The organism is Streptosporangium sp. NPDC002607 (assembly GCF_053592655.1).
Genome location: NZ_JBSFWD010000018.1, coordinates 153,362 through 171,086 on the forward strand (window position 1 = coordinate 153,362; position 17,725 = coordinate 171,086).

At 71.7% G+C, this 17,725-nt stretch carries 14 protein-coding genes; 8 read left to right on the forward strand and 6 right to left on the reverse strand.

Annotation, left to right across the window (positions count from 1 at the left end; genetic code table 11):
• Positions 1-14: 14 nt before the first annotated feature.
• The 3 genes from ACWD3H_RS21790 to ACWD3H_RS21800 all read left to right on the forward strand — a co-directional run bounded on the left by ACWD3H_RS21790 (position 15) and on the right by ACWD3H_RS21800 (position 6,402).
• Positions 15-1,865: a non-ribosomal peptide synthetase gene (locus ACWD3H_RS21790; RefSeq protein ID WP_451956267.1), complete on the forward strand. Its 1,851-nt coding sequence runs from the start codon at positions 15-17 to the stop codon at positions 1,863-1,865.
• Positions 1,862-4,978 (forward strand): amino acid adenylation domain-containing protein, encoded by a 3,117-nt coding sequence (locus ACWD3H_RS21795; RefSeq protein WP_451956268.1) that lies wholly within the window; start codon positions 1,862-1,864, stop codon positions 4,976-4,978. The genes ACWD3H_RS21790 and ACWD3H_RS21795 overlap by 4 nt, the downstream gene beginning before the upstream one ends.
• A 152-nt stretch (positions 4,979-5,130) precedes the next feature.
• Positions 5,131-6,402, forward strand: coding sequence for an MFS transporter (locus ACWD3H_RS21800; RefSeq protein WP_451956269.1), 1,272 nt, complete (start codon positions 5,131-5,133; stop codon positions 6,400-6,402).
• A 94-nt stretch (positions 6,403-6,496) separates the two neighbouring features.
• Here ACWD3H_RS21800 and ACWD3H_RS21805 read toward each other — a convergent pair whose 3' ends face one another.
• Together ACWD3H_RS21805 and ACWD3H_RS21810 are read right to left on the reverse strand one after the other, a co-directional pair.
• Positions 6,497-7,294, reverse strand: a complete 798-nt coding sequence (locus ACWD3H_RS21805; protein ID WP_451956270.1) for an SDR family NAD(P)-dependent oxidoreductase — start codon at positions 7,292-7,294, stop codon at positions 6,497-6,499.
• The gene (locus ACWD3H_RS21810; protein WP_451956271.1) at positions 7,291-8,298 is read right to left on the reverse strand and encodes an AurF N-oxygenase family protein; all 1,008 of its coding nucleotides are present in this window, start codon (positions 8,296-8,298) and stop codon (positions 7,291-7,293) included. The genes ACWD3H_RS21805 and ACWD3H_RS21810 overlap by 4 nt, the downstream gene beginning before the upstream one ends.
• Positions 8,299-8,478: 180 nt before the next feature.
• On the opposite strand from ACWD3H_RS21810, the gene ACWD3H_RS21815 reads away from it, so the two are divergent.
• The gene (locus tag ACWD3H_RS21815) at positions 8,479-9,411 is read left to right on the forward strand and encodes a DMT family transporter (protein ID WP_451956272.1); all 933 of its coding nucleotides are present in this window, start codon (positions 8,479-8,481) and stop codon (positions 9,409-9,411) included.
• Here the strand turns inward: ACWD3H_RS21815 and ACWD3H_RS21820 are convergent.
• Entirely contained in the window at positions 9,356-9,958 is a 603-nt protein-coding gene (locus ACWD3H_RS21820; RefSeq protein ID WP_451956273.1) for a TetR/AcrR family transcriptional regulator, read from the reverse strand. The genes ACWD3H_RS21815 and ACWD3H_RS21820 overlap by 56 nt on opposite strands.
• 17 nt (positions 9,959-9,975) lie before the next feature.
• Entirely contained in the window at positions 9,976-10,911 is a 936-nt protein-coding gene (locus ACWD3H_RS21825) for a sensor histidine kinase (protein ID WP_451956274.1), read from the reverse strand.
• Positions 10,912-11,076: 165 nt separating this feature from the next.
• Between ACWD3H_RS21825 and ACWD3H_RS21830 the strand changes: the two genes are divergently transcribed.
• The 4 genes from ACWD3H_RS21830 (at position 11,077) to ACWD3H_RS21845 (ending at position 15,817) form a co-directional block, all read left to right on the forward strand.
• Positions 11,077-12,255: an acyl-CoA dehydrogenase family protein gene (locus ACWD3H_RS21830; RefSeq protein WP_451956275.1), complete on the forward strand. Its 1,179-nt coding sequence runs from the start codon at positions 11,077-11,079 to the stop codon at positions 12,253-12,255.
• A 31-nt stretch (positions 12,256-12,286) separates the two neighbouring features.
• Entirely contained in the window at positions 12,287-13,267 is a 981-nt protein-coding gene (locus ACWD3H_RS21835) for an acyl-CoA dehydrogenase family protein (RefSeq protein ID WP_350923672.1), read from the forward strand.
• 13 nt (positions 13,268-13,280) lie between these two features.
• On the forward strand, positions 13,281-14,756 hold the full coding sequence (locus ACWD3H_RS21840) for an AMP-binding protein (RefSeq protein WP_451956276.1): 1,476 nt from the start codon (positions 13,281-13,283) through the stop codon (positions 14,754-14,756).
• A gap of 275 nt (positions 14,757-15,031) precedes the next feature.
• Positions 15,032-15,817 (forward strand): dienelactone hydrolase family protein, encoded by a 786-nt coding sequence (locus tag ACWD3H_RS21845; protein WP_451956277.1) that lies wholly within the window; start codon positions 15,032-15,034, stop codon positions 15,815-15,817.
• A 108-nt stretch (positions 15,818-15,925) separates the two neighbouring features.
• Here ACWD3H_RS21845 and menC read toward each other — a convergent pair whose 3' ends face one another.
• Both menC and ACWD3H_RS21855 read right to left on the reverse strand, forming a co-directional pair.
• Positions 15,926-17,026 carry an o-succinylbenzoate synthase gene (menC, locus tag ACWD3H_RS21850; RefSeq protein WP_451956278.1) on the reverse strand — a complete coding sequence of 367 codons (1,101 nt, stop codon included), beginning with the start codon at positions 17,024-17,026 and terminating at the stop codon, positions 15,926-15,928.
• 265 nt (positions 17,027-17,291) lie between these two features.
• A partial coding sequence (locus ACWD3H_RS21855; protein WP_355567768.1) for a dipeptidase occupies positions 17,292-17,725 on the reverse strand: 434 nt, incomplete at its 5' end.

Here is a 17,725-nt window from a genome sequence, read left to right on the forward strand (position 1 = left end):
CGCAGGGAGAGGGCATGGTGACGGTGCCGGAGCTGATACGCGACCGGCTGGAGACGGCACCCGACGCGGTGGCGGTCAGCGGGCCGGGCGGCGAGCTGACCTACCGGGAGCTGCACCGGCGGGTCGACGACCTCGCCGCGGTGCTGCGCGAGTGGGGAGTGGGCCCCGAGGTCCCGGTCGGGCTGTGCATGGAGCGCACCACGGGGATGGTCGTCGCGGTCCTGGCGGTCTGGGCCGCCGGAGGCGCGTACGTCCCGCTCGACCCCGCCTTCCCCGAGGACAGGCTGCGGCTCATGCGCCAGGACGCCGGGATCGGCCTGGTGCTGACCCAGGCCGGCGTGGACCGGCGCCTGCTGGCCGGAGTCCCCCGGATCCTCGTGCTCGCCCCGGACGGTACCGCCCCCACCGCCCGCCGCGACACGCCGCGGGGACCGCGGGGCGACCTGGCGTACGTGATGTACACCTCGGGCTCCACCGGGCGGCCCAAGGGGGTGGAGGTCCCGAGGCGCGCCGTGCAGAACCTGCTCGGCTCGTTCGCCGAACGGCTGAAGCTCACGCCCGAGGACCGCTGGCTCGCCGTCACCACCCTGTCGTTCGACATCTCCGTCCTGGAGTTGCTGCTCCCCCTGGCGTGCGGGGCGCGGGTCGTCGTGGCCTCCGCGAGCCAGGCGGCCGACGGCCAGAGGTTGCGGGCGCTGGCGGTCGCCGAGCGGATCACGGCGCTGCAGGCCACCCCGGCCACCTGGCGCATCCTGCTGGAGGCCGGCGGAGTGCCGGAGACGATCCGCACCCGGCTCTGCGGGGGAGAGGCGCTGCCGCGCGACCTCGCCGACGCGCTCCTCGCCCCGGGGACGAGCCTGTGGAACGTGTACGGGCCGACCGAGACGACCGTGTGGTCCACCGCGGGGATCGTCGCGCCCGCACCGGCCAGGGTCGTGCTGGGGGAGCCGATCTCCGAGACGTCCCTGTACCTCCTGGGCGACGACGGCCTGCCGGTCGCGGACGGCGAGGCCGGGGAACTGCACATCGGCGGGGCCGGGGTGGCCCGCGGCTACCGGGGCATGCCCGCCCTGACCGCCGCCCGCTTCCTGCCCGACCCCTTCGCGGCCGGCGGGGGAGGGCGGATGTACGCGACCGGCGACCTCGTCCGGCGCACCCCGGACGGCCGCCTGGAGTACCTGGGCAGGGCCGACAGCCAGGTCAAGGTGCGGGGGTTCCGCATCGAGCTGGAGGAGATCGAGACGGTCCTGCGCTCGGTGGAGTGGGTGCGCCAGGCCGCCGTCGGTGTCCACCAGGGACCGGACGGCCTGCCCACGCTGGTGGCGTACCTGGTCGGTGCGGAGGGAGCGGCACCGGAGGGGCCGTGGGAGGCGCTGCGCGCCAGACTCAGGGCGAGCCTGCCCGAGTACATGGTGCCCGCGCACCTCGTCACCCTCGACGCCCTGCCGCTCACCCCCAACGGCAAGCTCGACCGCGCGGCGCTGCCGGCACCCGACCGGGCCCGGGCGTCGACGACCCCCTACCGGGCGCCGTCGAGTTCGGCGGAGGACGAGCTCGCCGCGATGTGGGAGGAGGTGCTGGGAATCGAACGGCCGGTCGGGGTCGACGACGACTTCTTCGAGCTCGGCGGGCACTCGCTGACGGCCGCCCAGATCATCGCCAGGGTCCAGTCGCGCTTCGGCGTCGCCGTGCCGCTGGTGGCGCTCTTCGAGCATCCGACCGTCGCCGGGCTCGCCCGGCAGCTGGACCGCCTGGACGACGACGACCTGGACCTCGTCGAGGTCGCCGCGCTGCGCGAGCAGCTCGACGGCCTCGGTGCCGAGGAACTCGCGGCGATCTTCGACGAACTGGGGCCGGGCGCATGAGGGCGCCCCTGTCCCCGGCGCAGGAGCGGCTCTGGATCCTGCAGCGCGTCGATCCGGACGACGCCTCCTACAACATGTATCTCGTACGCCTGCTTCGCGGCCCCCTCGACCAGGCCGCGCTGATCTGGGCGCTCACCGACGTGCTGACCCGCCACGAGAGCCTGCGCACCAGTTTCACCGAGGAGGACGGTGTTCCCTGGGCCGTGGTGGAGAGCGGGGCACCCGGGATCGAGTGGCTGCGCTCCGGGAGCCGCGAGGACGCGGAACGCCTGGTGGCCGAGCGGACCAACGAGCCGTTCGATCTGGAGGCCGGGCCTCCGCTGCGGGTGGCGGTGATCCGGATAACCGACGACCGGCATGTGCTCTGCGTCACGATGCACCACATCATCTCGGACGGCTGGTCGCTCAACGTCATCCTGGACGACCTGGCCGACTGCTACACCGCGCGCCTCGCCGGGGCCGAACCCCGGCTGCGCCCGTTGCCGGTCCAGGCGGGCGACTACGCGCGCTGGCAGCGGCGCAGGGCCGAGCGGGCCGTGCCGTACTGGCGGGAGAGGCTCGCCGCGCCGCCCCCGGTCGAGCTGCCGTTCCGCCGGGAGGGGGCGGGGAGCGGGCGGGGCGAGTTCCAGCGTGTCCGGTTGTCACCCGAGACGGCGCGGCGGCTGGAGCGGCTGGCCGCCGAGCAGCGCACCACCCTGTTCACCGTGCTGGTCGCCGCGTACCAGACGTTGCTGCTGCGGCACACCGGGCAGACCGACGTCCTGGTCGGCACCGTCGTCGCGGGCCGGGACCGGGTCGAGCTGGAACCGATGGTCGGATACGTCTCCCAGACGGTGATCCTCCGCGGGGACCTGTCGGGCGACCCGCCGTTCACCGGCCTGATCGGCCGCAGCCGTGGCGAGGTCCTCGCCGCGCTGGGCAACTTCTCGGTCCCCTTCGAGCAGCTAGGCCACCCCGTGGAGTCGCTGCTGTCCTCCATGCTCATCCTGCACAACCAGGACGCCGGTCCCCGGCGGGCGTTCGGCGAGCTGACCGTGACCGACATCGACGCCGGGTTCCGGCAGGCCAAGGTGGACCTCCTCGTCGAGGTGTGGTCCGACGAGAACGGGCTCGGCCTCTCCCTCTGCCATGACACGGGCCTGTTCGAGGCGGCAGAGGTCGGCCGCCTGGCCGCCAGGTTCGCCCTGCTCCTCGAATCCGTCGCGGCCCGCCCCGACACCCCGCTCTCCGCCCTGCCGATCTGGACCGACGCCGACCACGCCGACATCCACATCCTGTCGGCCGGGCCGTCCGGCGCCGAGCTCGCCGGGGACGTCCTGGTTCCCGAGATGATCCGCCAGGCCGCGCGGCGGACGCCCGAGGCCGTCGCCGTGGTCTGCGGGCGGGAGAGCGTCACGTACGGCGAGCTGCTGGCTCGCGCGGGCACGCTCGCCGGGGTCCTCCGTGACGGCGGGGTCGGCCGCGGCGACGTCGTCGGGGTCTGCCTGCCCCGCTCGATCGAGGCGATCACCGCGCTGCTCGCCGTCTGGTGGGCGGGGGCCGCCTACCTGCCGTTCGACCCCGACGTCCCGGACGAGCGGCTGGCCTTCTCCATGGCGGACGGCTCGGCCACCCACCTGATCACCCTGCGCGAACCGCCGCCGGGCCGCGTCGCCGTCGCCCCCGCGCCACCCGCGCCACCCGCGCCACCCGCGCTTCCCGGGGGCGCCGTCGGCGCCCCCACCCCCCTCCGGGGCGCGACCGTGCCGCTGGACGCCGCGTACGTCATCACCACCTCGGGCTCCACCGGCGTGCCCAAGGGCGTGCTGGTGGAGCACGGCGCGGTGGCCGCGCGGGTGCGGTGGATGCGCGCGGACTACGGCCTGACCTCCGGCGACCGGGTCGTCCAGTTCGCCTCGCTCAGCTTCGACGCCCATGTCGAGGAGGTCTTCCCGGCGCTGGCCGCGGGGGCCACGCTGGTGCTCCTCCCCGACGGGGCGACGAGCCTGCCCGACCTGCTGGCCTCGCCGGAGGGCGAGGCGGTCACCGTGCTCGACCTGCCGACCGCGTACTGGCACTCACTGGCCGAGGAGCCGGGCGAGACCGCCTGGCCCGCCTCGCTCCGCCTGGTGATCCTCGGTGGTGAGCAGGTCTCCGCGGCGGCGGTGGAGCGCTGGCGCGGCCTGCTCGGCGACCGGGTCCGGCTGGTCAACACCTACGGCCCGACCGAGGGGACGGTGATCGCCACCGCCGCCGACCTCGGGGCGCGCGACGTCGTGGGCCGCCCGCCGATCGGCGGCCCGATCGCGGAGACCACCGTCCGGGTGCTCGACGACAGGGGAGAGCCCCTGCCACCCGGCGCGGCCGGGGAGCTGGTCATCGGCGGGGCCGGGGTGGCCCGCGGCTACCTCGGCAGGCCGGCGCTCACCGCCGGCGCCTTCGTCCCCGACCCGTACGGTGCCCCCGGGGCGCGCCGTTATCGGACGGGGGACCGGGCGCGGTGGCGCTCCGACGGGCGGCTGGAGTTCCTGGGGCGGCTGGACGCGCAGCTGAAGATCCGAGGTTTCCGGATCGAGCCGGGTGAGGTGGAGAGCCGCCTGCTCGCCCATCCGCAGGTGGGCCAGGCCTTCGTGACCGGCCGGGGCGAGGAGCTCGTCGCCTACGTCACCGGCACCGCGGATCCGGCGGACCTCAGGGAACACCTGGGGCACTCGCTCCCGCGCCAGCTCGTCCCCACCGCCTGGGTGAGCCTGGAGGCGTTCCCCCTCACCCCGGGCGGCAAGATCGACCACGCCGCGCTCCCCGAACCGGTCGCCGCCTCCTCCGCCGAGCGGGTCGCGCCGCGCACGGACGCGGAGAGGCTGGTGGCCGGGATCTGGGACGAGCTGCTCGGCACGGGGGCGGTCGGTGTCTTCGACGACTTCTTCGCACTCGGCGGGCACTCCCTGCTGGCGACCCGGGTGGCGGCGCGGATCAGGCGGGCCACCGGCATCGAGGTCCCGATCCGGACCGTCTTCGCGATGAGCACCGTCGCCTCACTCGCCGAGGCGCTGGAGGAACTGCTGATCAAGGAACTGGACGCCCTGACCGACGAGGAGGCCATGGATCTGCTCGCGGGCACCGACCATTCCTGATCCCGCCGGTGGCGCTCTCGGGCGCGCTCCCGGCGGGAATCCGGTATCGGCCGGGGGCTGTTGATAAGGGAGGGAGGCGGCGTAGCATCCGGGCACGCCTCGTGTTGTCGGGCGCTTGTTCGGAGTCGTGAGTCACGAGGATGCGAGGCCCCATGAGCGTTGTGCAGCCCGTTCCCGACCCGAGGTCGGCGCTCGCGGAGCCGACGCGCAGGGTGGGGCCCTGGTGGGTGGCCGGCATCTCGCTGGCCAACCTGGCGCTCTGGATGGGGTACTTCGGGCCGCTTCAGGTCCTGCTTCCCTCGCAGGTGGCGGTGGTCGACCCGGCGGGCAAGGAGGGGGCGCTGGCGCTGGTGACCGGGCTGGGGGCCGCCGTCGCGATGCTGTTCAACCCCATCGCGGGGGCGTTGTCCGACCGCACGGCGGGGCGGTTCGGGCGCAGGCACCCGTGGTCGCTGGCCGGGGCGCTGGTCGGCGCGGGGGCGCTGGTCCTGCTGGCGGGGCAGGGGACGATCGTCGGCCTGGCGGCCGGCTGGTGCCTCGCGCAGGCGGGGCTCAACGCGATGCAGGCCTCGCTCAACGCCGGGGTGCCCGACCACGTGCCGGTGAGCCAGCGGGGTGAGGTGTCGGGCTGGATCGGGATTCCCCAGTCGCTGGGGGTGGTGCTCGCCGTGGTCCTGGTCACCATGGTCGCCACCACCACCGAATCCGGATATTTCCTGATAGCGGTGCTGATCCCGCTCTGCGTGCTCCCCTTCGTTCTCACCACCCCCGACCCTCGCCTGGCGGCCAGGCCCCCCTTCGAGCTCGGGGCCTTCCTGAGAGGTTTCTGGATCAGCCCCCGCGCCCACCCCGACTTCTTCTGGGCCTGGCTGACCCGCTTCCTGATGCAGCTCGGCAACGCCGTCGCCACGCTCTACCTGCTGTACTTCCTCACCGACGCGGTCGGCTACGAGCGGCTCTTCCCCGGCAAGCGGGCCGAGGACGGCCTGCTCACGCTGATCCTGATCTACACCACGACGGTCGTGCTCACCACCGTCGTCGCGGGCGTCGTCTCCGACCGGCTCGGCCGCCGCAGGGCGCTCGTCACGGCCTCCGGCCTGATCAGCGTGGTCCCTGCGGTGATGCTCGCGTTCTGGCCGCTGTGGCCGGTGGCGACGGTCGGCGCCGCGATCATGGGGGTCGGCTTCGGCATCTACCTCTCGGTCGACAACGCCCTGGTCACCCAGGTCCTGCCGGCCGCCGAGGGACGTGCCAAGGATCTCGGTGTCATCAACATCGCCAACTCGGGACCCCAGGTGCTCGGCCCGGTCATCGCCGGTCCCATCGTGGCCGGTCTCGGCGGCTATCCGGTCCTCTACCTGACCTCCGCGGCCCTCGCCCTGCTCGGCGCCGCCCTCGTCTGGAAGATCCGCTCGGTGCCCTGACCGTACGGCCGGACGCCGTCCGCCGCCGGGAGCCGTGCCCCGCGCGTGCGCGGCACGGCTCTTCAGGGGCGCCGACCGGCCGGTCGGCGCCCCTTCAGCGCCCGCTCAGGCGGCGGACGGCGAGGGAGGCCACCCGGACGGCGGCCGAGGGGGAAAGGCGGGTACCGCGCCAGGCGAGGCGGCCGGTGGCGGGCGCCACGATGAGGGCGCGGTTGCGGGCCATGCCTCTGATGATGTCGGCGGCCAGCGCGTCGACGGAGTAGAGACGGCCCATGGTCCTGCTCGCCGACTCGCGGGCGCCGGCGCCGGTCGGGGTCTGCGGCAGGCCGGGATTGGCGTTGTCGAGCAGCGGGGTGTCGGTGAACCCGGGGCAGACCACGCTCACCCGGACACCGTGGGCGGCGGCCTCGGCGCGCAGGGCGAGCGAGAGCCCGACCACCGCGTGCTTGGTCGCCGTGTAGGGCGCCATCAGCGGAGCGGGGACCAGTCCGGCCAGGGACGCGGTGTTCACGATGTGCCCGAAGCCCTGCCGCTTCATGATCGGGTAGGCCGCGTGGACGCCGTGGACGACGCCGCGCAGGTTCACGTCGATCGTCCGGTTCCAGTGGTCGAGGGTGAGCTCGTCGACGGTGCCGCCGACCGCGATTCCGGCGTTGTTGAAGACGACGTCGAGCCGTCCCCGCTCGGCCGCCACCCGCTCGACGAGGTCGGCCACGGCCCGCGCGTCGGAGACGTCGAGCGTCGCGGCCGAGCCGCCGAGCTCCTTGGCGGCACGCTCGGCCCCGGCGCCGTCCAGGTCGGCGATGACGACGTGCGCGCCGCGCCCGGCGAACTCGCGGGAGACGGCCAGGCCGATGCCGGAGGCGCCCCCCGTCACGATCGCCGTTCTCATCTGCCCGCCTTCCCGGTCCGTGTCGTGCCGGGCGCCGGGGGCGCCCAGATGCCCATCGCCTTCCACATCCGGCGCTGGACGGGGTTCATCAGGCCCAGCTCGGCGCAGAGCTCGCGGGTCTTGCCGATCGAGTCGCGGATCTCCGCGGCCATCTCGGGGTTGCCGGTGTAGACCTCCCTGACGACGTCCTCGGGGATGCCGAACGTCCTGATCATCGAGCCTGGCGGTGAGAGCATGATCCGGGCCATGATGCCCAGGATGACAGGGGAGACGAGGCCCAGTGTGAAGCGCCGGTAGCGGGGCATCCGGGGCACCCGGCGGCGCAGGTAGTGGCGGGCGAAGGAGATGTGCCTGGCCTCCTCGGCGATGTGAATCCGTATGATCGTCTCCTCCAGCGGATGCCGGGCCCTGCCCGTTTTGATCATCTTGCGCTGCACGTGGTCGATCGGGTCCTCGCCGCCGAGGACGAAGACGAAGAAGAGCTCGGTGGAGATCAGCGGGATCCACGGGGTGATCTGCGCGAGCAGGCTCAGCGGCCCCGGCATTCCCCTTATCGGAAGTTTCGTGCGGTTCACGAACTCTTGGAACATCATCCCGTGATGTCCCTCTTCGATGGTCTCGTGGTAGACGTAGCGGAACTCGGGGGAGCCGTTCGGCAGCCGGTACGCGTAGTTCAGCAGTCCGCGCTTGAGCAGGTTCTCGAACTGCAGGCCGATCTTCATGGCGGTCGCCACCCGCCACAGCCCGATCCTGGCGCGGATCTCGGGAGGCTGTGCCCGGTACCAGGCGTGGCCGCCCAGCCTGTCGACCTCGGGCAGTTCCCAGCGCGGGTCGTCCTGGAAGACGAGGAACTCCTTCTCGTCCCAGGGGATGTCGACGTACGGCTCCCAGTGCTTGTCGACGGACGCCTTCGAGAGGCGCTCTATGACCGCCTCGTACGCGCGTCTCTCGGTGACCTGCTGGTCGCCCTCTCTGTCCGCAGCGGTCTCTGGGGCTGGTGTCATCGCTGTCCTCCCATCGGATGTCTGCGCTAATTGTACGAAGCATCCAATAAGACGGAAAGCCCCGCGGAGGTATGAGGTCCCTCGCGCCGGTGTGACGTCCTTCACTCAGCGTTGTATTAAGGCCACTCCCGCTCCGGTCGGTGACCTGTCCGTCGCTGCAGGTGATGTAACCCTTCGACTATGGCAGTGGTTGCAGCCCCCCGGCCCCTCCTGGGAATCGCGCTCCTGACCTTCGTCAGCGCCGCCTGGGGGTCGGCTTTCCCGCTGATGAAGGACCTCATCGTCCGCATGCCCGTGGCGGACCTTCTCGCCGAGCGGTACGGCATCGCCACGGTCGTGCTGGTCGCGCTCCGCCCGAGTAGCCTGCGAGGGCTCTCCGAGAGCACCTGGCTGATCGGCATCCTGCTCGGCCTGCTGTTCGGCGTCGGCCAGACGGTCCAGGCGGTCTCGCTGCACGACCTGCCCTCGTCGGTCTCGGGATTCACGGTCGGCTCGTACGTGGTGATCACCCCGGTCCTCGGGCTGGTCCTGCTCGGTGCCAGGACCTCGGCCAGGATCTGGGCCGCGGTGGCGCTGGCGGCCGTCGCGATGACCGTGTTCACCCTGCTGAAGGGCGTGGAGGGCGACATCTCCCCGCCCGCGCTGGTCGCCACCCTGGTGTCGGCCGTCCTGTACGCGGCCCACACGCTGGTGCTCGGCAACTCCGCCGAGGCGCGGCGACACGCCTACGCGGTCACGGTCATCCAACTCGGCGCCATCGCCGTCATGACGGGCGTCCTCGCCCTGCCGGGCGGCCTGACCCTGCCCGCCACGCCGGTCGACTGGGTGATCCTCGGCCACCTGTCGATCGTGGCCTGCGCCCTGGGTTTCCTGGCCCGCTCGTGGGGCCAGGTCCACGTGCCGCCGGTGTCCGCCACGGTGATCCTGTCGACACAGCCGCTCTGGGTGACCGTCCTGGCCGTCGCGCTGTACGGGGAGTCGCTCACCCTGAGCGTCTTCCTCGGCGGAGGGCTGATCGCCCTCGCCATGCTCCTGGTCGTGCTGCCCAGGGGGCTGTTCAGCTCAGTTCGGCGGGGGAGAGGCCCAGTTCCGCCGCGGCGGCCGTCTGGATGAACTCGGTCATGCGCGCACGGGAGAGCAGCCGCCTGTGCACCGTCACCTGGGTGGCCAGGCCGTCGATGAGAGACATGATCCGCCAGGTCGAGCCCTCGGGGTCCGCGCAGACGAAGGTTCCCGCCTCGACGCCGTCGTCGATGATCGCGTGAAGCGCCTCCTTCCACCGCGTGTCGATCCTGCGGGACGTCTCCTCAAGCTCGGAGTTGCGCATCGACTCGGCCCAGGCGTCGATCCACAGGGCCCACGACTTGGTCTTTCCGCCGGGGGGATAGAACCTGAGCAGGGCCCGCAGCCGGTCGAGGGGTGAGCCGTCCGACTCCTCCACCCTGGCGAGCGCGTCCAGATGGAGTTGGGCCGCGTAGGAGAATGCCTGGGCGAACAGCTTCTCCTTGGTCTCGAAATGGTAGAAGAGCAGCGCCTGGCTGACGCCGGCCGCCTGCGCGATGTCCGCGGTTCGGGTGTGACCGAACCCCTGGGCCGCGATGACATCGCAGGCGGTTCGGAGCAGATCTTCACGACGTAATCGCCCAAATCCCCTTGCCACAAGGGAACACTAGCGGGTCAGGGGGCGCCGTCCTGGTCGGGGTGCAGGGGGATCCGCAGGACGAACCGCGCGCCCCGGACGCTGTCCTCCAGCCTCAGGATGCCGCCGTGGGTGCGGGCGATCTCCCTGGCGATGGGGAGTCCCAGTCCGGTGCCTCCCTCGTCCTTGTTGCGGGAGGCGTCCAGCCGGGCGAACCGCTGGAAGACCAGCTCCCGCTGCTCGGGCGCGATCCCGGCGCCGTCGTCGAGCACCTCCACGACGGCCGTTCCGTCGTCCCTGGTCACGCTCACCGAGACCTTGGAGTCGGCGTGCCGTTCGGCGTTGTCCAGCAGGTTCGTCAGCAGCCGGGCCATCCGGAGCCGGTCGCCGGTGATCGCCACCCCCGGCTGCAGTTCCCTGTCGATCCGGACGTTGCGCCGGTGCCTGTCCAGCTCATCGCAGACAAGCACGCCCAGGTCGATCCGCTCGTAATGGGCGGGCACCCCGGAGTCGAGCTTGGCCAGTGTCAGCAGGTCCGAGACGATCGCCTGAAGCCGGTCCAGGCTGGTGAGCATCGCGTGGGCCTTCGCCGTCCAGTCGACGTCGTCGGGGTAGCGCAACGCCTCCTCCACCTGGGCGCGCATGGCGGTGAGCGGGCTGCGCAGGTCGTGCGAGGCGTCGGAGGCGAACCTGCGCTGCTGCTCGGCCGAGGCCTCCAGCCGGTTCAGCGTCTGGTTGATCGTCTCGGCCAGTTGCCTGATCTCGTTCCGCGCGGCCGGCACCGGCACCCGGCGGCCGATGTCGGTCGCGGTGATCTCCTCCAGCTCACGTCTGATCGCCTTGACCTGCACGAGCGCCGTCTTCACGGCCCTGAGTGTCACGATCGTGAAGGCGGCGCCGCCTATCACGATGGTCGTCGTGACGGCGGTGAGCGTCAGTCGACGCCGTACCGACCGCGCGTTCCCCGCGAACACTTCACTCCTCGGCGCTGAATAGAGCCACTAGACGGATTAATTGCCGTTTCCTGGTGATTGATGGCCAAGAAGGGGCAAATATCCTTTCACCTTCCCCTGTAGAGCATTGCTCTGTACGGCTGATCGGGTGCTGGCTAGAGTAAGTGAGCACTGATTGGAGCGGACATGAATCTTCAGGAGTACCGGCGGCGTGCCAGGACCTGGCTGGAGGCCAACGCTGGAGACGTCGAGGCCGAGGCCACCCCGGACGCGGGTGGGGTCGCCGCCGCGAAGGCCTTCATGGCGCGCATGTACGACGCGGGCTATTCGGGGATCACCTGGCCGAGCGAGTGGGGTGGCCAGGGACTGACCCAGGCGGAGGAGCGGGCCTTCGCCGAGGAGGCCGCGGGCTTCACGCTGCCGACCTACGTCTTCTCCATAGGACTCGGGATGTGCGGGCCGACCCTCGTCGACCTCGGCACCCCCGAGCAGAAGGCCAGGCACCTGCGTCCGCTGCTGCGTGGCGAGGAGATCTGGTGCCAGCTCTTCTCCGAGCCCGGCGCCGGCAGCGACGTCGCCGCCCTGCAGACCCGGGCCACCCCGGCCGAGGACGGCTGGACGGTCACCGGGCAGAAGGTCTGGACCTCGGTCGCCCAGCACGCCTCCTACGGGCTGCTGCTCACCCGCACCGACGTGGACGCGCCCAAGCACAAGGGCCTGTCGATGTTCATCGTGGACATGCGCGCCCCCGGCGTCACGGTCCGCCCGCTGCGGGACATGACAGGCCGCGCCCACTTCAACGAGATCTTCTTCGACGACGTGCACATCCCCGCGGAGAACCTGGTCGGCCAGGTCAACGACGGGTGGAGCTGCGCGGTCACCACACTCCTGCACGAGCGCCTGTCCATCTCCAGCGGCGTCGGCATGGGCGGCCGCAAGGACAACCCGGTCGCCTTCGAGGTGCTGCGCCACACCGCCGACACCGCCGACCCGGTGGTCAGGGACCAGCTCATCGAGCTGCACATCCGCTCCCGCGCGCTCGCCCTGTTCAACGAGCGCCTCTCCCAGGAGACCAAGGCCGGCGTCTTCCCCGGGGCCAGGGGCAGCGCGGCCAAGCTGCTGCTGGCCGAGCTGACCATGTTCCAGGCCGACCTCGCCACCTCGCTGGCCGGACCGGGGGCCGTCGCCTACGAGGAGGGTGGCGGGCGGCTGGCCGAGGCCGTCTCACTCGCTCCCGCCATGGCCCTCGGCGGCGGCACCAACGAGATCATGCGCAACATCATCGGCGACCGGGTGCTCAACCTGCCGCCCGAGCCGCGGGTGGACAAGAACGTGCCGTTCAAGGACCTCAAGGTGAACGGGTGACCTCCGGGCTCGCGCAGAAAGGCGGAAACACATGAAGCTCGTGCTCACCGAGGAGCAGCGGGAACTGCGCGGCGCGGTCCGTGCCTTCCTCGCCTCCGCCTCGCCGCTGCCCGAGGTCCGGCGGGCCGTCGAATCCGAGACCGGCCACGACCCCGAGGTCTACCGCAGGCTCAACGGCGAGCTCGGGCTCGCCGGCCTCGTCGTCGGAGAGGAGCACGGCGGCGCGGGGGCCGGGTACGCCGAGCTCGCGGTGGTCCTGGAGGAGACCGGCGCGGCGCTGCTGCCGGGACCCTTCCTGGCCACCACCCTCGCCACGATCCTGCTGACCGAGGTGGGCGACAAGGAGCTGCTGCCCGGCATCGCCGCGGGGACCACGCTCGCGACCGTCGCCCTCGACGGCGGCCGCGCGCTCAACGGTGCCGAGGCCGACGTGGTCCTGGCGATCGAGGGGCCGCGGGTCCTGGCGGTCAGAGGCGGTGACCGCACCCCGCTGACCACCCTGGACATCACCCGCAGGCAGGCGAAGGTGGATCTGGGCGCGGGCGAGGAGATCGCCTCGTCGACGGAGGGCGTGGCGAGGGCCAGGGACCTGTTCGCGGTCGCGGTGGCCGCCGAGCAGCTCGGCGTGCTGCGCGCCTCGCTGGACGCCATCGTCGGCTACGCCAAGCTCCGGGTGACCTTCGGCCGCCTCATCGGCTCCTACCAGGGCGTCAAGCACCGGCTCGCCGACATGCACTGCAAGCTGGAGCAGGCCGAGTCGATAGTCCGCTACGCGGCCTGGGCCGCGGACGAGGCGCCCGGCGAGCTCTCCTCGGCCGCCGCGCTCGCCCAGGCCTACGTCGGCAGGGCCTGCTTCGAGGTGGCCCGGGACAACCTCCTGCTGCACGGCGGCATCGGTTTCACCTGGGAGCACGACGCGCATCTCTACTACAAGCGCGCCAAGGCCGACGAGGTGCTGCTGGGTGCGCCCCGCACGCACCGTACCCGCCTCGCCGAACTGCTGGAGCTCTAAAGGAGGAACGTCCATGGCCGACATCAGCGGGCTACCCACCTTCTACCGGATCGCCGAGGCCGATCCCGGCCGCCGCGCGCTGATCCACCCCGACGGCGCCGTGACGACCTACGGAGAGTTGCTGGCCACGGTCAACCAGGTCTCACACGGCCTGCGGGCCCGCGGGCTCGGCCGAGGCGACGTGGTCGCCGGAGTGCTGCCCAACGGCATCGACGCGGTGGTCATGCTGATGGCCACCGGGCAGGTGGGGCTGTACTACGTACCGGTCAACTGGCACCTCACGGCCGCCGAGATCGACTACATCCTGGCCGACTGCGACGCCCGGGTCGTGGTCGCCGACCCGTCGTACTCCGTCGAGAAGGCCGTCGGCGTGGCCGAGCTGGCCGAGGGACAGCCCACGACCACCCCTGACGACCGCTCGGGCGGCGGCGTCATGTGGTACACCTCGGGCACCACCGGGTTCCCCAAGGGCGTGCAGCGCCCGCTCTCCAGCCACGAGCCGGAGGTGATCGTCCCGCTCTACACCTGGTTCCTGGGCGAGGTCTGCGACCTGCGGGCCGGCGACGAGATCCACCTGGTGACCTCGCCGATGTACCACTCCGCGCCGTGCGCGCACACCATGTTCGCCCTCCACCTCGGGCACACCCTGGTGATCGCGCCCAGGTTCGAACCGGAGGCCATCCTGGAGCTGGTCGACAGGTACCGGGTCGGCAACGCGCTGATGGTGCCGACCATGTTCCACCGGATGCTGCAGCTTCCGGCGGAGGTCAGGGCGCGCTACGACGTGTCGTCGCTGCGGCAGGTGATGCACACCGGCGCGGCCTGCCCGGCGGCGGTCAAGAAGGGCATCATGGACTGGTGGGGGCCGGTGCTGTACGAGTACTACGGCTCCACCGAGACGGCCATCGCCTTCTCCGTCAAGCCGCACGACTGGCTGGAGCGTCCCGGCACGGTCGGCCGCCCGGCCCCGACCTTCGAGGCGAGGATCCTCGGCGCGGACGGGGAGGAGCTCCCCGCGGGCGAGCCCGGCATGATCTACGTCAGGTCGGGCACCGGCGGTTTCGAGTACCGCAAGGACCCGGAGAAGACCGCCGCCAGCATGCGCGGTGACTGGTACGCCCCCGGTGACATCGGCTTCGTGGACACGGACGGCTTCCTGTTCCTCTGCGACCGCCGCACCGATCTGATCATCTCCGGCGGGGTGAACATCTACCCCGCGGAGATCGAGGCGGCGATCCTGGAGCACCCGGCGGTCGCCGACGTCGTGGTGATCGGCGTGCCCGACGAGGAGTGGGGCCACCGGGTGGTCGCCCTGATCCAGCCGGTACCCGGCCCCCGCCCCTCGGTCGAGGAACTGCTGGCACACCTCGGCCCGCGGATCGCCCGCTTCAAGCACCCCAGGGTCATCGAGTTCCGCGACGAGCTGCCCCGCACGCCCACCGGGAAGCTCTCCCGCTCCAAGGTCAGGGAGGAGTATCTGGCCTCCTGACGGTCTCGCACCCGTACGCCCGGCGGACCGGGGCGTTCGCCTCCGGTCGACGGGAACGCCGGGGAGGGTCTCCCCGATCCGCTCGCGCCGGGCCGCCGCGTGAAAGAGGTGCGGAAATCTCAATTCACTTCAATCTTGAAGCGCTTTTCGTGACCACTGTTTAATCGCTCGTATATCGATAATTAATTTAGCCATGATATCATGTTGGAAATTACCGGATAAGTGCGGCTAATGTTTCGGGCGTAAACTCCAGTCAATTCAAAGGAGTGTCGTCCGTGTGTTACGACGCAGCTGCCGCCCCGCCTGTGCCGAATGCTCCGATCACCCGGGCGGAGGCCGCGCAGGCCATCCTGACCTCGGGTGACGGCACGCGCATCGGCGCATTTCTCGCCCGCCCCGAGAAGCCGTCAGGGGTGGGGGTGCTCGTCCTCCCCGACAATCGCGGACTGTCGGGCTTCTACCAGCAGCTCGCCGTGCGGCTGGCGGAGCTGGGGCACACCGCGGTCGCGATCGACTACTACGCGCGCACCGCCGGAACCGACTACCGCGACCGGCCCGAGAGTTTCGCCGACATGGCCACGCTCATGCCGGACCATCTCGCCAGGCTGACCTCCGAGGGACTGTCCGCCGACATGTCGGCCGGTGTCGAAAGGCTCCGCGAGAGCTGCCACGCCGTGCTCTCCCTGGGGTTCTGCATGGGGGGCAGGTTCGCGTTCAACACCGCCGCCCCCCGCTTCGGCCTCGACGGGGTCATCGGGCTGTACGGCTTTCCCGGCGAGCTCAACGGGGCTCCCGGCCCCATCCAGCTGGCCCACCTGATGACCGCGCCGGTCCTCGCCCTGTGGGGCGGTGGCGACGAGAACATCCCGCCGGCCATGGTGACCGCCTTCGACGACGCCCTCACCGCCGCCGGGGTCGGGCACGAGTTCGTCACCTACCCGGACGCGCCCCACGGCTTCTTCGATCAGCGGCTTCCCGACTTCGCCGACGCCTCGGCCGACGCCTGGCGGCGCATCACCCGCTTCATCTCCGCCACCGGCCAGGAGGCCACGGCGAAGTGAGACCGGTCGAGTCCCGGACGTGATCGGTCGCGCGTCCGACCGGCTCGGGCGGCGGAACCTCGCATCCGTGACCGGGCTTCGGGCCGGCCGCTTCGCGGGAGCCCGTGGTCAGCGGGTGATCCACTCGGTGGAGGTGGTGACCTCCCGCAGCACGCCGGGGATCGGCTCGACGCCGATGCCCGGCCCGCCGGGGACGTCCAGATGGCCGTCGCTCAGTTCGAAGGGCGGTGTGATGTCCGTCGTGTAGTAGCGGTGGGAGGCGGAGATGTCGCCGGGCAGCGTGAAGCCGGGCAGGGCGGCCAGGGCGACGTTGGCGGCGCGGCCGACGCCCGTCTCCAGCATGCCGCCGCACCAGACGGCGACGCCATGGGCGCGGCACAGGTCGTGGATGCGCCGGGCCTCCAGGTAGCCGCCGACCCGGCCGGGCTTGACGTTGACCACGGAGCAGGCGCCCAGCGAGATGGCGGCGGCCGCGTCGGCGGCCGACTCGATGGACTCGTCCAGGCAGATCGGGGTGGCGATCCTGCCGGCCAGCCGGGCGTGCTGGACGATGTCGTCGTGGGCCAGCGGCTGCTCGATGAGCAGCAGTCCGAAGGGATCCAGCCTGGCCAGGTGGGGCGCGTCGGTGAGGGTGTAGGCGGCGTTGGCGTCGACCTGGAGGAGCAGGTCGTCGCCGAAGCGCTCCCGTACCGCGCGGACCGGTGCCAGGTCCCAGCCGGGCTCGATCTTGAGCTTGATCCGGACGTAGCCCTCGTCGAGATAGCCCGCGACGGTGTCCAGGAGTTCGGGGACGGAGTTCATGATCCCGATCGACACCCCGGCGGGAACGCGGTCGGCGGTGGCGCCGAGGAAGGAGGCGAGGGACTGACCGGACGCGCGCAGCCAGGCGTCCAGGACCGCGCTCTCCAGGGCCGCCTTCGCCATCCGGTGGCCCTTGAAGGGCTGCAGCGCGCGGCCCACGCCGTGGACGTCGGCACGGGCGGGCAGGGCCGGGATGAGGAAACGGCGCAGCACGTCGGCGGCGGCGTCGACGTACTCGGGGGAGTAGAGCGGGTCGGACATGGCCACGCACTCGCCCCAGCCCTCCGCCTCGGGGGTGACCACGCGGAGCAGGAGCACGTCGCGTTCGGTCTCCGTGCCGTAGGAGGTACGGAACGGTGTGACCAGCGGCATCGCGACCCGCCTCAACTCGATCCCGGTGATCTTCAAGCTTCCTTCTCCCATTCGTCGCACCGGGTTCCATTGTCGTGCCGGGCGTCGTGCCGGGCGTCATCGTCGTGTCGGGCGTCATGCCGGGGGCGCTCCCGTGCCGGGGGCGCTCCCGCGTCGGGAGTGACCCGCCTGGGGGCCGCCGCTCCACGAGGTGGCCCGTCTCACGGCCGAAGCCGATCGCCTCCTTGCGGCAGACCGCCCGGTGTCTCGCGGAGGAGCGGCCGCCGCCCCCGTCCCATCTCGGCTCATGCCCCCGCGAGGCTCAGGCGGGCCTGCCCAGCTCGGCGCGGAACAGCCGGTGCACGTTGCCGCCGATGATCTTCACGATCTCCTCGTCGGCGAAGCCGTGTTTGAGCAGGGCGTCGGTGACCAGGGGCAGGCCGCTCGGGCCGGACAGTCCGGGCAGGGTCGCGCCGATGTCGACGCCGCTGTAGCCGGGCTCCTCGCAGCACGGGGGAGTGACGTCGTGCATGACCTCGCGGATGAAGTCCGGACCGAGCCCCACGTGGTCGATCCCGCCGACGCTCACCACGTGCTCGATGTGGTCGACCAGCCGGTCCACCGTGTACTCGGTGACGTCCTCCGTCAGGAAGGCGGGCAGGAAGTTGACGCAGACCACGCCGCCGGTGGCGGCGACGGCGCGGATCTGGTCGTCGGTCAGGTTGCGGTGGTGGTCGCGGAGCGCGCGGGCCGAGG

Excerpts from the sequence above, each read along its gene's own strand:
- ACWD3H_RS21790 (WP_451956267.1), top strand. The coding sequence starts at position 15 with ATGGTGACGGTGCCGGAGCTGATACGCGACCGGCTGGAGACGGCACCC.
- ACWD3H_RS21795 (WP_451956268.1), top strand. The coding sequence starts at position 1,862 with ATGAGGGCGCCCCTGTCCCCGGCGCAGGAGCGGCTCTGGATCCTGCAG.
- ACWD3H_RS21800 (WP_451956269.1), top strand. The coding sequence starts at position 5,131 with ATGAGCGTTGTGCAGCCCGTTCCCGACCCGAGGTCGGCGCTCGCGGAG.
- ACWD3H_RS21805 (WP_451956270.1), bottom strand. The coding sequence starts at position 7,294 with ATGAGAACGGCGATCGTGACGGGGGGCGCCTCCGGCATCGGCCTGGCC.
- ACWD3H_RS21810 (WP_451956271.1), bottom strand. The coding sequence starts at position 8,298 with ATGACACCAGCCCCAGAGACCGCTGCGGACAGAGAGGGCGACCAGCAG.
- ACWD3H_RS21815 (WP_451956272.1), top strand. The coding sequence starts at position 8,479 with ATGGCAGTGGTTGCAGCCCCCCGGCCCCTCCTGGGAATCGCGCTCCTG.
- ACWD3H_RS21830 (WP_451956275.1), top strand. The coding sequence starts at position 11,077 with ATGAATCTTCAGGAGTACCGGCGGCGTGCCAGGACCTGGCTGGAGGCC.
- ACWD3H_RS21835 (WP_350923672.1), top strand. The coding sequence starts at position 12,287 with ATGAAGCTCGTGCTCACCGAGGAGCAGCGGGAACTGCGCGGCGCGGTC.
- ACWD3H_RS21840 (WP_451956276.1), top strand. The coding sequence starts at position 13,281 with ATGGCCGACATCAGCGGGCTACCCACCTTCTACCGGATCGCCGAGGCC.